Annotated in this window: 16 protein-coding genes; all 16 read right to left on the reverse strand. The window is 39.0% G+C overall.

Annotated elements, in window-relative coordinates; genetic code table 11:
- Positions 1–11: 11 nt before the first annotated feature.
- A complete protein-coding gene (locus OEI98_RS07600) occupies positions 12–317 on the reverse strand; it encodes a DUF5658 family protein (protein ID WP_266040619.1) in 306 nt (101 codons plus the stop codon).
- A gap of 127 nt (positions 318–444) precedes the next feature.
- Positions 445–2577, reverse strand: a complete 2133-nt coding sequence (locus tag OEI98_RS07605; protein ID WP_266036814.1) for a VirD4-like conjugal transfer protein, CD1115 family — start codon at positions 2575–2577, stop codon at positions 445–447.
- Positions 2574–2897, reverse strand: coding sequence for a hypothetical protein (locus OEI98_RS07610; RefSeq protein ID WP_266036816.1), 324 nt, complete (start codon positions 2895–2897; stop codon positions 2574–2576). The genes OEI98_RS07605 and OEI98_RS07610 overlap by 4 nt, the downstream gene beginning before the upstream one ends.
- A 26-nt stretch (positions 2898–2923) precedes the next feature.
- Positions 2924–3121 (reverse strand): hypothetical protein, encoded by a 198-nt coding sequence (locus OEI98_RS07615; RefSeq protein WP_266036819.1) that lies wholly within the window; start codon positions 3119–3121, stop codon positions 2924–2926.
- A 27-nt stretch (positions 3122–3148) separates the two neighbouring features.
- Complete coding sequence (locus OEI98_RS07620; RefSeq protein ID WP_266036821.1) at positions 3149–4258, reverse strand: type IV secretory system conjugative DNA transfer family protein; 1110 nt, start codon at positions 4256–4258, stop codon at positions 3149–3151.
- A gap of 304 nt (positions 4259–4562) precedes the next feature.
- Positions 4563–4748 (reverse strand): hypothetical protein, encoded by a 186-nt coding sequence (locus OEI98_RS07625; RefSeq protein WP_266036823.1) that lies wholly within the window; start codon positions 4746–4748, stop codon positions 4563–4565.
- Positions 4749–4763: 15 nt separating this feature from the next.
- A complete protein-coding gene (locus tag OEI98_RS07630) occupies positions 4764–5675 on the reverse strand; it encodes a sigma-70 family RNA polymerase sigma factor (RefSeq protein WP_266036825.1) in 912 nt (303 codons plus the stop codon).
- A 71-nt stretch (positions 5676–5746) separates the two neighbouring features.
- A complete protein-coding gene (locus tag OEI98_RS07635; RefSeq protein WP_266036827.1) occupies positions 5747–5974 on the reverse strand; it encodes a hypothetical protein in 228 nt (75 codons plus the stop codon).
- Positions 5971–7074, reverse strand: coding sequence for a hypothetical protein (locus OEI98_RS07640; RefSeq protein ID WP_266036829.1), 1104 nt, complete (start codon positions 7072–7074; stop codon positions 5971–5973). The genes OEI98_RS07635 and OEI98_RS07640 overlap by 4 nt, the downstream gene beginning before the upstream one ends.
- A 119-nt stretch (positions 7075–7193) precedes the next feature.
- Positions 7194–7769, reverse strand: a complete 576-nt coding sequence (locus OEI98_RS07645) for a hypothetical protein (protein WP_266036831.1) — start codon at positions 7767–7769, stop codon at positions 7194–7196.
- A gap of 103 nt (positions 7770–7872) precedes the next feature.
- Positions 7873–8208 (reverse strand): hypothetical protein, encoded by a 336-nt coding sequence (locus OEI98_RS07650; RefSeq protein WP_266036833.1) that lies wholly within the window; start codon positions 8206–8208, stop codon positions 7873–7875.
- Positions 8209–8298: 90 nt separating this feature from the next.
- Entirely contained in the window at positions 8299–9843 is a 1545-nt protein-coding gene (locus OEI98_RS07655; protein ID WP_266036835.1) for an ATP-binding protein, read from the reverse strand.
- On the reverse strand, positions 9840–10292 hold the full coding sequence (locus tag OEI98_RS07660) for a hypothetical protein (protein ID WP_266036837.1): 453 nt from the start codon (positions 10290–10292) through the stop codon (positions 9840–9842). The genes OEI98_RS07655 and OEI98_RS07660 overlap by 4 nt, the downstream gene beginning before the upstream one ends.
- Positions 10292–11005: a vWA domain-containing protein gene (locus OEI98_RS07665; protein WP_266040621.1), complete on the reverse strand. Its 714-nt coding sequence runs from the start codon at positions 11003–11005 to the stop codon at positions 10292–10294. Before OEI98_RS07665 ends, OEI98_RS07660 begins: the two co-directional genes overlap by 1 nt.
- A gap of 38 nt (positions 11006–11043) precedes the next feature.
- On the reverse strand, positions 11044–11973 hold the full coding sequence (locus OEI98_RS07670; protein WP_266036838.1) for a hypothetical protein: 930 nt from the start codon (positions 11971–11973) through the stop codon (positions 11044–11046).
- Positions 11974–12001: 28 nt separating this feature from the next.
- Positions 12002–13255: a toxin-antitoxin system YwqK family antitoxin gene (locus tag OEI98_RS07675; RefSeq protein ID WP_266036840.1), complete on the reverse strand. Its 1254-nt coding sequence runs from the start codon at positions 13253–13255 to the stop codon at positions 12002–12004.
- Positions 13256–13273: the final 18 nt, after the last annotated feature.

Genomic DNA, 13273 nt, shown 5'->3' on the forward strand with positions numbered 1-13273 from the left:
AAAACACCCCTTTACAGTAATGTTAAAAATACTGAAGACAGCCAGTAAAGATGCAGAAAAAGTACTGCTGTGTATGCAAAAACTGCTGTGTTAAGTACCAAAATTGTTGGCATAGAAGAGGGCTGCTGTTTTTTCTCTAATGTCAGCCATGCAGTTAAAAGTACTGCAGATAAAAGTACGATTTTTACAGAAAAAAACTTGACCGGGCTGTTGACAACAGTTCTCATGAGAGGGTTCGCTTCTCTGATTATCCCCAGCGATGTGCCATAATATGTTAAAAATCCATCTGCTGCGTTTAAAAGCAAAAGGTAAAGCACTTTCAAAGATGTGTTTTTAATTCATCTCACCTCCCTGTTCCTCCTGCGTGCTTAAAAAATATAAAAACTGCCCATAAGAGCAGTTTTTGCAGTCAAATTGTTAAAAAAGCAAACAGCATTTGTGTTTTTACCATACAGATGATTTCTTATGTTTTTTGCTGTTTTCACTTTCTTTTTCATCTTTACCGATGTCTTCTGATTTGTCTCCGCCTGTACTTTTAAGCATTCTGGCAAGTTCTTTGTTGCTTTCTAAGTCTATTGTAAGCTCAAAATGGGGTTTGTCTTTTTTGCTTTCCTTTACCGGCCTGTTTTCTTTTCTTTCGTTTTCTGCTGAATTTTCTTTGACAGTATCCTCTAATAAAGTATTTGCTGTGGACTCATCGGGATTACCATGAATAGTTTGCTCTGTTCCTTCAGATTCTCTTTGGACATACTGTTTTTCCTCATCTGTATCTCTTACTGCTGTGGTATTATTTTCTCCATTCCCTCTTCCGTTTGAATATCCTTCTCTGAATTCTTTTGACCATTCAGGCGTATAAGAACTTACAGGTATAGGTTTCACATATTTTGCAAGAGGATGCTGGGTGTAAGGCATCTTTTTTATCTGAAGAGGTTTTTGACCTCTTAGTATCAGTATTGCTTTTTCAGGGTCAAATCTTATTATTTCATCCGGATTTAAAAGGTTCCTTTTTTGAACGCTTATGGTAACTCTGCCAAAGTCAAATACTCCTTCAAATCCTGCTTCTTTTGTCCTTGATTTCGATTCAACTGTTGCAGTGCCTAAGAGTGCAGAAACAAACTCTGCTGTAGCTGTATCTGTACATCCCAGAAACAGTTTTGAATCACAGCTGCCTATAATTTCCTGCCATGCATCGTTGGGATACCTGTTCTTGAGCTGGGCTATGTTTTGAAATACTATCGATGAGTGAACTCCTCTTGAGCGCATTGTTGCAAGCTTCTTAGTAAAATCAGGAATTGCTCCTATGTTGGGAAACTCATCAAGCAGAAAGTATACATTGGGATTGCACTGTCCGTTTATGCCGTACATGTCTGCATATCTGATAAGTTTTAAAAACAAAAATGAGAAAAACAAACCCGCAAGAAAATCAAATGTGGAATCCATGTCGCTTATTATGCAGAAGTATGCACATTTTTCTTTGCCCGGAAGTTCTAAGTCTATATCGCTTACCTCTGTAAGCTTCTGAACTAACTTATTCTGGAATACCTGAAGCCTTGTGCCGAGTCCTATTACTACACCTGTTCTGACAGTTTCGTTAGCCTGCGAATATATGTTATACGGCATCTTTGCCGGATGGTCCTTCGGCAGTGATTTGAATATCATATCTATTTTCCTGGGCTCCGGATGCGCCAGCAGTGAATAAACGCTTGCCAAGTTCCTTTCGTTAGGAGGATACTCTTTTGCTACATACAGTGCAAGTGCTTTTAAAAGGTTCTGTTCTGCCCTGTCCCAGAACGGGTCTCCTGATTTTGTCGCTGCTACTTTTGTGTTTGCTATTATGACGTCTGCAAAGGTCTGCGCATCTATATCATCAACTATTACGTCCAGTGGATTCCAGCGATCAGAATATGCCATGTTCACAAGATTAAAGAGCTTAACGTTATATCCTCTGTCTCTTAAAAACTGTGCCATGTCTTTAAAAAGCTCACCTTTAGGATCTGTTATTACCATGCTCTGCCCTCCCTGCGCAAGCTGCAGTATGTTTGTTCTCACGTATGCCACAGATTTCATGCTGCCAGGTGAACCAAATATTGCTACATTTCTGTTAAGAGGTGCATCGGGATGCAGTGTTACCTCTTTCCCATTTAAAGTGCCAAAAATGAGCCCTCTGTTTATCCCTATTCCGAGTATCTTTCTATTTAAAACCTTTATCTTGTGTGCTTCTTTTTCTGTCATCCAGCCGGATGTACCATGAGTTCCATCTTCTTTGAGGTATTTTACACCTTTCTGCTCATATTCTGTTTCTTTGAGCACAAATATTAAAGCAGCAAGCAAAACTGCAGATAGTACTGTAATTATGAGCCACTCACCCAGTACACCCGGCTCTGTAAGTGCTTTAAGACTTAAAAGAGGATTGCTGTACATTGCCTTTAAAAAAGATGTGTTCGGCGGCTGCATCCCAACAACGTACCCTTTGTATGCGTTGTGAAGTTTTACAAGAGGCACAAATGCCCAGATAGAAAAAAGAAGATAAAAAATACCCGTTAGTACGTACAGCGATATCTTTTTTGCATCCGTCAAACTGCCATCACTCCTCTGCCTTTTATTTCTGCTTCTCCTTTGTCAAAAGTGATATATTCGCCTTCAGATGTTTCCCCCGGCAGCTTTATAGTTTCTTCCCGTATGATATTTCCGAAGTCATCTTCTTCTAAAATGTTTAAATGCCATCCGGACCAGTCTTTTATAAATGTTAAAGTTTCGATCTTTAATGGAAAATTTTTTTGAACGCTTTCATGAAGTACTTTCCATATTTCATAGTATTTTTCCTTTTCTTCACAAAAAATTTTTGCTTCATATATCTGCCCTCTGCAGTCTGTAACAAAAAGCTTTTTCACGTCCATAGATTTCACTCCTTTAAAAAGTTGGTTTAAAACAGTTTACATGCCCCGGTAAAGACTGCACTCAGTGCCGCAAAGTTTAGAGCCAAAATAATTTCTTTTACAGCAAAAGTACTGCTGAAGGAAAAACGTAATAGAATCAGATCAAGCACGAGAACTGCAGTGGCAAAGGTAAGCCTGTATCCCAACTGTTTTAGCGTTTGTTCGCGTTTAAAAGGATTGCTCATGTTTTTATCTCTCCTTTTTTCAAACTGCTATACCACTTTGACATTTTTAATGTTGTACATTTTTACGACTGTGCTGTAGTGCAGTGCATCTAAGAAGAAGGGCTGAAAGTTTCTTGTCATTACCAAAACCATATGCTCCGGAATTGTTCTCAGCTCTGCTGCACTTAAAAGTTCTACTCTCTGCTCCATATCTTTTTCTTTTACCGTTGCATATCCTGCCAGTGTACTTGCATACTCGCCTGTTTCTCCACTGGCACCTGAATAGTATATCTTGGTTTTTAGATTGTTTAATATATCTTTTTGTTCCTGTTCCGAATACTCTCTTGCAAGCTGCTCAATACCCTGTATTCCAACATTTAAGCTTATTTTCCTTGACCTTAATGTTGCTGCCATTGATGCAAAACCTGGAATCTTACCTATGTTCGGAAATTCGTCAAGGAAAAAGTATATTGGAAGTCCGTCTACGTCTGCTATGTGCTCTAAAAGCTGCCAGAAAAATGTTGCCATTAGAGGTTTTAATATGTGTGCTTTACGCTCCGGTATCCTCACAAACAAGACTGTTGGATGCTCTCTTAAAGCGTTGAAGTCTATTAGGGGTTCTTTTGAGGCTGCCCTCAAAACATCAGGTCTTCCAAAAACTCTTACCGAAGCCGTCAGAACTGTTCGTATGGACCCTGCTGTTTCAGGTGATTCTATACTTTGAAGATATGTTAAATATCTGTTAAGAGCCATACCGCCTATTCTTTTGAACATTTCTGCACGCTCATCTTCTGGATAATCCGTTACCATGTGTACCGCCTTATCTACTGTGGCTTTCGGACCATATTTATACCTTGCTGCATACAAAACCGCCTCAAATAGGGGAGCACTGAAGTTTATCCACTGCGTATCCCCGCCTCTCCCTTCAGGATCGTATCCGTTCTTCAGTATTATATCCGCTATGTCTGCTATTTCCATCTCGCTGTTGATGCAGCGTAAAGGGTCATATCCATATGAAATCTCAGGCATAGTTGGAGCAAAAACCTGGATCTCCCAGCCTCGCGATTTCAAATAATCTGATGTGACTGCCTGCAGTTCTCCTTTCGGATCTGTCACTACTGCTGATACGCCTTCGGGCAGCAGCAATAGGTTTGGCATAAAAAAGTACTGCTTTTGCCACATCCCGTTGGTCCTATTACCGCAATATGCTCATATGAATACCTGGCGCTCAGCCGTACAGGTGTTGTTTTCCAAAACCTTTTTGTGCTGCCGAGTACTATCCCGTCACTGCCCAGTATCCGCTTCACTTCTCTAAGCGAACCCCATTCAGATGAACCGTGCTGTGATGCGTAGCGCCTTTGGAGAAGCCTCTTCCTCTTTATATTTTTTATGTAGCTGCCAAAGAAAAACCAGCCACCACCTGCTGCTGCTGCCGTACCCGCAGTGATTATTGCGAAATATATTACTCCTTTTTTTCTAAAGCATTAAGCGGTTTCCCTTCTATGCGGTTTGCAATAAAGCTGGAAACAGCATCATTGAAACTATTTCCTGCCCCGGCAAGCTTCAGTGAAAAAGCAAAAAGCATAAAAAGGAAAACAATCATGAAAAAGACCGCTAAATATCCCAGGCTGTTATCTTTTTCTTCCATTTTGATACACCCCTTTCATGTTTTAAAAAACTGCTTCCTAATTTCCTGAATTTCTTTGTATCTTCTCAGCCTCTTTAAAGCTCTTTTCTCAAGCTGTCTTATTCTTTCCCTTGATAAGTTGAATTTTTCTGCAGTTTCACGAAGTGACGGTTTGTAATCATATTCATTATTGAGGTTAAATCTTACTGTAAGGATTTCTCTTTCCCTTTCAGGCAGCCTGTCCAGAGCTTTCTTTAAAAGTTCTTTCAAATTTTCTTGTTCCAGTTTTTCTTCCGGATCTTCAGGGCGTGGATGGGGAACTAAGTCCCCCAGCAGTGTTGTTTCGTCATCATCGACAGGCATATCCAGGGATACTGGAAAGCCGCTCAGTGAATAAAGTTCTTCTGCTTTTTCCGTTTGAATTCCCATCTCTGCTGCTATTTCTTCTATGTTTGGATCATAACCAAGTTCCTGGGACAGCCTTTCTCTTGTTTTGTAGAACTTTGTTATCTTTTCTTCCACATGCACAGGCAGCCTTACTGTTTTTGAACCGTTTTGAACAGCTCTTGTTACCGTCTGTCTTATCCACCATACGGCATAAGTGCTGAATCTTACACCTTTTGATAGGTCAAATCTCTCCACTGCTTTTAAAAGCCCAATATTGCCTTCCTGGATAAGGTCCATCAACTGCTCCGGACTGCTTGCATATTTTTTGGCTATGCTGATTACAAGCTTTAAATTACATTCTATAAGCCTCTGTCTTGCTTCTCTGTTGCCACTTTTTGCTTTTTCTATTAGCTCCCTTTCTTCATAAGAACTTAAGAGAGGAAATTCTCCTGCCTGCTTTAAGTATAAGCTTACAATGTCTATTTCTTCTGAACTTTCAAGCTCTTCTTTGCTTTCGGTGTACAAAAAGTTTTCGTTATACAGTTCTTTTTGATTTATCACAAAAACCCCTCCTGTTGTTTTTTTTAATAAAAAAGATTGCGCTAAAAAAATAAAAGCAGGTAAAAACCTGCTCAGTTTGTTTCCTCAATGGTAGATGTTTCTGCAAGCAAAGGTGGAAGTTTTCTTTTAACCATAGAAGGTGTTAAGTTCTGCTCTGCATCAAGCCATATTTCTATTGTATTTTCGTGCGGTATGATCTGCATATTTCCTGTAACCCCCAGTTTTTCCCATAATATGTATGCAAAATCTTTGTCGTAAGTCTTATTCTTAATCCTACGGGGAATTATCAATTTGATCATAAATCCTTCTGCCCCCATGTACCAGTAGTTGATGCTGCAAGAGTCTTAAAGCTTAAAAAAGATTCCTCAAAATATATTTCTTCTACTCCAAGTCTGTCCAGCTCATCCATAATAATCTGACTGCTCTCTTCTTTAGCTGTTTCTATGTCAGCAGGGTTAAACCAGATTACAGTGTTAAAAATTGGTCTTTTATCAGCATAAGTTATTATTCTGACAGCATCCGGTACAGGATTAATTTTGGGCATATAGCTTATTCCATAGACCACTGCACTCAGACTGCTCATGCTCCGGATTGGCTCTATGACCCCTTCTTCTACTACATACTCTTCCATAGAAGGGAAAACATCTGCCGCCGCGGCCCATGATGTGCTGCTTAAAGGATCCATTTTTTCTCTTTTAAAAAATTCTAGTGCTTCCTCAACACTTGCCAGAGTCACTTTTACGTCAATATTATTTTTTATTCCAAACAATGCTGCTGTTTTCAGCCTGTGCAGATATTCTGCATACTTTCTGGACTTATATTCCTTAATTTTATTTTCAATCTTTTTCGCTGAACTTTCTTTTGCTTGAATTTTCTTAATGAACGCTGCTGTATCAGCCTCTATGTCCGGCCTTTTGTGAAATTCGTTAAAAGTAAAAAATGGAAGTGTTATTTCTGTGACTGGAGCCATTTTTAAATATCCTTCCAATTCGTTCCATATTTCAGGATCCGGCCACCAGCATATAAATCTGTCATTATCAGGTATTTCTAAAGCGTCATCTTCAGTAAGGTCTATTTGCTCCCTAATGGATGCCTTTTTGATTTTGTATTTTTTGTCAAGACACGCTGCTATTAAGGTGTCATCCTGCTCCCATGTGGTGATAATCGGGGAAATTATGTCCTCTTTTTCGTTCCTTTTTTTGATAACCCAGTGTATATCTGACAGCAGCTGCTCTGCCTTTTCAGGTTTTACCGTGGTACGGCTGTAGTCTATTTCAGCTTTCAAAGGTGTCTGCTTTTTTCGGTTTACTGTTAAACGAATGTTTATCCTTTGGTTGTTTATATATGGAAGCTCAAGGTAATATGTGTGGAATTCCCTGTTTATTTTTCTGACTGCCATACTATCAGCTCCTTTTGTTCTGTTACTTAATATTTTAAATGCTTTTATTTAAAAAGTCAATATTCCTTTTGTTTTAAAAATAAAAAAAACCGGGAAATATTCCCAGTCCAACTCTTTCTTTACTTAATCTTCGTTAAAGTTTGATACTCTTTTACTTTTTTGTACCATCCAAGATTATTAATATTCGCAGGCTTATTAATTAGTTTGCAAAGTTCTGTATAGCAGCTGTACGACATTTTTAAAAGCCTATTAAATTTTTTCTTATCTTCCGCAAGATGTATGATTACATCTTCAGTGTCGTAAAAAAATGCTTTCCCATGATCGCCTTTCTGTTTGTAGGAGTGATGCCACTCTGTGTACTTGAGGTTTCTGCGCACCCAGCTTTCTGATACACCTAGGTATTTTGCAACGTCTGCTGTTTGTAACAACCCCTGCCATTTTGCAATTGCAAAATTAGCTGACTGCCACGGTTGCCTCTGAGAAATAATGCGTTCAATTTTTTTGTTATCTTCTATATCTATTTCTCTGGGCCCGTTGGGCCAGTTTTCTAAATATCTTATTTTCTTATTGATAATATCAAGTATTTTTTCCTTATAAGGGCTCATTGTCACAACTTTCTCATGGCTGTCTACCAGCTCCCACAAAATATTTCCCTTCTTGCTGATACGGGTTCTTATGAAATAATGGGCTGGCATATTTTTCACCCCTCTTTGTGAAAACAATTGTCTGAAAATCTGATTTTTCGAAAGGGAAGAAAAAGCCGGAGACCTTTAGATTTCAGAAATATTTCCCGGCTTTCTATTCGGAAAACTCTTCAGCATCTGCTATAGGAAAGTCATGCCAGAAACCGCGCTGCTTCAGCATTTTTATAAATTCCTCTAGCGCTTCAATTTTTTCTTTTGTCAGCTCTTCTTTGTCTATATATCGTGATTTATAGTATGCATCTAAAACCCTATCTATACTGTCATAAACTCCTTTGTTATACTGCACAGCTTCCGGATCTTCGTCATAAAATGCTTTGCTGTATCTTATCCCTGCTATTGCTTTTGCTCTTGCCAGAGCGTCAAAGTATTTGTCCTTTTCCCTTAGTTCCTGAACCTCTTTTAATATTTCATCAAATTTATTTTTATCCATAAAAATCACTCGCTTTCGTTTTAATTTGCCTTTCAATGTTATTTTAAACTTTTTTATTTAAAAAGTCAAGATGCATTTTGCTGCTTCAGCCTATATATTTATGCTGTTTTTGGGCTGCTTTCTTTTTAGTATTATCGCATCTACAGTTTGTTCCGGTGTTGTTTCCAAATGTGTTGTAAAGTCTTCTTTATAGAAGCGCCTGAGCTGATCTGCAGCTTCTTTCCCTATATATTTTTCTACGCTTTCATCAACTCTTATTGTTCTTTTTAATATATTTTCAAGGACAGATGTGTATTGGTTTACTGCTGAACGCAGTACAGCTTTTGCAGTGGCTTTTGCTGGTTCTGTTACAGCATGGCCTTTGAAAACTTCACTGACATGCTCTTCAAACTCGTTATGCCAGTCTGTTATGGTGAGGTTTCTTTCTTTTTGGGCCTCTTTGAAAGCTTCTTCTATACCTCTGCCGTTTGCCAGCTCTATTAAGAATAAGGCAGGCTTGTAGGATTCCAATGGTGACTGGCCGGCTGTGAAAAGCTGTGCCCCAAGAACCAGAGGGACCAGGTGCTCCTCTTGGCTTGATGCTGCTTTTTTTACTATTTCCGGCAGCCTTTCTTTTTCTATTATGCCGTGGCGGGTTATAAACGTTTCGCTCGAACCTTCTTTGTATGTGTTATAGTATTCCCTTATTAAGCTGCCTAGATAAACAAATGCTGCCCATCTTGCTGCCGGATCACTTATTTCTTTCCCTTCCTGCAGGTACCTGATTATGGTGTTTCTTTCCTTGTAGTAACCCATAAATGCGTAGTGGTCCTCCTGTGAAATAATGCCTTCCATCATACTTGAAAGTTCGCGTGTGTCTATGTTGGGCTCTATATAAAGTATGTCGGACAGGATTTTTAGGTATTTCTCACATGAACGCGGTGTGGTGTACGCTTCTTCCTCTGAGACTTTTACAGGTCGCGCTGCTGTGCTGCTCATATATGCTGTTATGTCAGCCGGTATTTCCGGGTACCTCTGCCTCGCATAATTGAACCATTCTTCTTTTGAAGGTTCTTTAATTCTTAAAACCTGCATCCTGTTTATAAGCGGAGCAGGAAGTGCATTTGCTAAATAGTTGTGCTCTCTGGGGTTCCCTGCAGTGATAATCATGATGTTATTGTTAAGTTTTGAATCACCTGCCAGCTTTTCTCCTATTAGCTTAAATCCTATTGTTAAAAGATCTGGACGCTGGACATTGGTGATTTCATCTATAAAAAGTATCCCTGGATGCCTTTCCATTAGTTTCGCCCATAGAGGCGGAATCATATATACATAACCACTTCTTTCATCTATACGCGGAATCCCTGAAATATCAGATGGTTCCCTTGTTGAAAGGTTTAAGTCGTAAAATACAAATACATCTTTCTCGTTCAGCAGTCTTTCTAATTCTAAGCTTGAACTTTCACTTATGTCCGCAAATCTAAGCCCATATTTGCTTGCAAACTCTTTTGCAGCATCTTTTACACCTACAGTTTTGCCAACACCCGGTGGGCCTTCAACAAACAGCGCATCCTGTGGAGCCTTTCTTAAAAATGCTCCTTCATACCTCTTTTTTATGAAATTTTTCATTTGTTCAGCAGAATATTCGCGGCTCATGAATTCATCTCCTTTCTTATTTTGTAGTCTACATGGTGTTTTATTGAGCTGTATTTGCTGAAGTCGTCTGATTTCTCATAAGCTTCAATAAAAAATACTTTTCTGTCTTTTAATACCGTTTCACATAAGGCTGCATAGTGGTGTATTACTGCTTTTACAATGGCAATCTTCTCCTCAGGAATGTTTGATTTTACATACACAAATACATAGCCGTTTTCAAAGCTAAAATCAATTTCTCTTATATCGTCAGGAAGCACATAAAATTTTGAATTGAAAGCCGAAGCAATTTCCTTCATCTCCTCTGCAGTAAAATTTAAAAAAACTATTCTGTGCATGTATGATGCGCGCTCAAGAGCTTTTTTAAAGTCGTTCTGCTCTTTTCTAGCTGCTGTTTCGTTGAACTTTAATTTTTTTATACTAATATCAACCAAATCAGAAACTGCTGACATTATATTCGCACTCCTTTCTTATAATTTTTGATTGTAACTCTTCCCCTTTCGGGCTCTATAACCATCGGTATTATATCGTTTCCGATGTGATTTATTATTTCGTTTAGGTCTCTTTCGTCGCCAAAGTGCAGCCAGATAACTGGATGTGATGTTGCTCTTACAACGTCTTTTATTTTATCTTTTAGCTTTTCTAGATTGTCTCCAAGCGCACTGTCTGTGGCAACTGCTACTATGTCTCCCCATTTCAATGACCTTTTTATTTCTTCAACTGCTGGGGACAGTTCGGTGCCTCCACCGCCTGATATTTCAAAATTCTTTAAGTCTTTTGCTGTTTTTGCTTCAAAAAAGCCGGTTTCTCCCACATCAAATGTCACCATTACGGCTCTGCCTATTGTTCTGCTTTCAAGCAGGTCTCTTATTGATGACATCACTGCACTCAGCTCATCTTTTGATACAGACCCTGACACGTCTATTAAAAACCACATGCTGGGTTTTGGGAAAATTCTTGTTCCTGGCGTAAGGTATGGCATTCTTCTGGAAAGCCTGTCCCATGCCGATACCCTTAGCTGGCCTTGTATAATCCCACTTAAAACTGTCTTTATTTTTGCTTGAATCGGGGTGGTGTCTGCTTTTAAGCTGTCAACGAAAGAACGGTGAAACCCGCCTTTTTCAAGACCCGCTTCTCTCATCCTGTGCATAAACTCTTCCTTCATCTGGTCCACTATTTCCTGGATATCTTTCAGCCTGTCTGTCAGATTTTCCTTTTTTTCTGCACGGCTTTTTCTTCGTTTTTGTATTTCTCCAGGTATCCTTCTCTTACAGTGAACTCTTCTTCTATTTCTTTTTCTTCGCCGTGGGCTGTCCAAACAGTTTTTTTGGCGTTGGACTTACTGCTGTCCCCAAGAACTGCATTTCCTGCAGCTTCTTCTGTACTTTCATGATTTTTACCACTGTTCTGTGAGTTTGATTTTGGACTGCCCTGTGTACTCTGTGAACTTCCATTTAAATTTAAAGCTGCGTCCAATGCATTGATGTCTCTTATGTGTTTTGTAATAAGATAGTATAGGTCTTCCCATGCCATGTCTTCAATATCATCTCTGCCGCGTATTTCTTCTAATACACTGTGTGAATCCAGAAATGCATCCATGTTTTTTATGGACTTTTCAAAAGCACTGCGGCTGTCAATAATTTCTAATATGTGGTGCGGAGCACTGCTGTAAAGAACATTGCAGAATGTCATGTTAATTATATAGTCCATTGATATGTTTGCAATTTCTTTTTTGATTTCCCATGGGATGTGTTCCTGAATGCTTATGAATTTTTTTAAATCCCATGGATGCTGCAGTATGATGTGGGCCATTTCGTGCGCTATTATGTAGCCGTACAGCTGATAAATCTCTCTTGGAGAATATCCTTTTTCCTCTGCTGTGCGGGCAGCTGCATTGATAAATGCAGGGTTGATGTATATCACTCCATTATCAGCTGCAAAGGCCGTATCTCTGGAGTTGGGTTTAATAATCGATATCGGTGCCTGCGACAGAACCCATCCAGTGAAGGGGTTTTCTTCGGCAGAAACTTGTAAAATTTCTGCAAAAATTTCTTTGAATGTTTCTGCAAGCTCGTTTAAATCCCTGTTCTTTAATTTTTCTGCCTCTTCTTTGATGATGTCTGCTATACTCATACCAACCACCTTATCTTTTATTTTTTTATCAAAGTTTTATTTTTCTGTTCATTTTAATTTTCTCAATTAAATCATCTACTCTTGCATATTTCATGAATTCTTCTTCTGATACTTTATTCCCGTTAATATAGTACTTTTTGTATTCTATTTCTCCGTTTTCATCGTATTCTATGAAGGCTGGCCCATCTTTCCTGTGCCTTTTGTTGTTTGTCCACCATTCTTCTCTCATAACCTGACCATTTTTGTAGTATACTGTTACCGCTGGACCATTTTCTCTGTGGTATACGCCATCTTTAAACCATTCTTCTAATTCAATCTGGCCGTCTTCTCTGTAGTATACTTCTGCAGGACCGTCATCTCTATCTGGTAAGTCGTTTTTCTCCCATATTTCTTTCTTTATATTTCCATTTTCATAGCGTTCTATTAGTGCTGGACCGTCTTCTCTGTGATGTTCTCCATTGAGATACCAATGTTCCTCAAGAACTATTCCTTTTTTGCTGTACGTTATTTCTGCTGGACCATTATTTCTGTGAAGAGAACCGTGTTTATACCATACCTCTTTTGCTTTCTGACCGCTGTGGTAGTAATATGTTTCCGCAGGGCCATCCTCACTGTGGAGTTTACCGTCTTTGTACCAGCGGAGTATTTTTATTCTGCCGTCATCGAAGTATTCTATTACTGCCGGATAATTTTCTCCATGTATTTTGTTGTTTTTGTATTCTGTTCTCCTGGCAGGTTTGTCATTTGAGTAGTACTCTACTTCTACCAGCTTTTCTCCCGAAACTGTGCAGTAAAGTTCTGTATATCCTTCGTAGCTGTAAGGATTCACTACGATTATTTTTGCTGTATTTGGCACTGCTGCAAGACTCCATCTTGTACCATTGTATCCTGTTCTTGAGTGTCCTTCTGCAGCGATAAGTGTTTTTATTCCTTCGTTTTCTTTTTTGTCTTCTGCGATAAATCCATCAAATCCATTAAGCCTGAAAAATGGTACAAGGTCTTCCGGAGCACTGTAGAGTTTTATGAGTTTACTGCCTTTTGCATCTGTACCTTCTTTTACAATATAGTTGCCCGGTTTAAGATAATATCTTTCATGCCCATTGTAGGGTTCTATTTCAATTTTGTCTTCCGGAACTGTAATTAAACCCTCTGTCCATTCTGACATCCCGCTGTGACCTTTTATTACTAACAATCTTCTGCCATTACGGGATGGAAGCAGAACAGTATCTAACCATCCGTCCCCAGCAGGAAATTTTATTTTTTCCGCTGCTCTTACAAGCATTTTCCTCATCTCCTTTTT

Source organism: Thermoanaerobacter sp. RKWS2 (assembly GCF_026240795.1).
Lineage (GTDB): Bacteria > Bacillota > Thermoanaerobacteria > Thermoanaerobacterales > Thermoanaerobacteraceae > Thermoanaerobacter > Thermoanaerobacter ethanolicus.

Coding starts and splice junctions, on each gene's coding strand:
- OEI98_RS07610 (WP_266036816.1), bottom strand. CDS start 2,897: ATGGACGTGAAAAAGCTTTTTGTTACAGACTGCAGAGGGCAGATATAT.
- OEI98_RS07615 (WP_266036819.1), bottom strand. CDS start 3,121: ATGAGCAATCCTTTTAAACGCGAACAAACGCTAAAACAGTTGGGATAC.
- OEI98_RS07620 (WP_266036821.1), bottom strand. CDS start 4,258: ATGCCAAACCTATTGCTGCTGCCCGAAGGCGTATCAGCAGTAGTGACA.
- OEI98_RS07625 (WP_266036823.1), bottom strand. CDS start 4,748: ATGGAAGAAAAAGATAACAGCCTGGGATATTTAGCGGTCTTTTTCATG.
- OEI98_RS07635 (WP_266036827.1), bottom strand. CDS start 5,974: ATGATCAAATTGATAATTCCCCGTAGGATTAAGAATAAGACTTACGAC.
- OEI98_RS07640 (WP_266036829.1), bottom strand. CDS start 7,074: ATGGCAGTCAGAAAAATAAACAGGGAATTCCACACATATTACCTTGAG.
- OEI98_RS07645 (WP_266036831.1), bottom strand. CDS start 7,769: ATGCCAGCCCATTATTTCATAAGAACCCGTATCAGCAAGAAGGGAAAT.
- OEI98_RS07650 (WP_266036833.1), bottom strand. CDS start 8,208: ATGGATAAAAATAAATTTGATGAAATATTAAAAGAGGTTCAGGAACTA.
- OEI98_RS07655 (WP_266036835.1), bottom strand. CDS start 9,843: ATGAGCCGCGAATATTCTGCTGAACAAATGAAAAATTTCATAAAAAAG.
- OEI98_RS07660 (WP_266036837.1), bottom strand. CDS start 10,292: ATGTCAGCAGTTTCTGATTTGGTTGATATTAGTATAAAAAAATTAAAG.
- OEI98_RS07665 (WP_266040621.1), bottom strand. CDS start 11,005: ATGAAGGAAGAGTTTATGCACAGGATGAGAGAAGCGGGTCTTGAAAAA.
- OEI98_RS07670 (WP_266036838.1), bottom strand. CDS start 11,973: ATGAGTATAGCAGACATCATCAAAGAAGAGGCAGAAAAATTAAAGAAC.
- OEI98_RS07675 (WP_266036840.1), bottom strand. CDS start 13,255: ATGCTTGTAAGAGCAGCGGAAAAAATAAAATTTCCTGCTGGGGACGGA.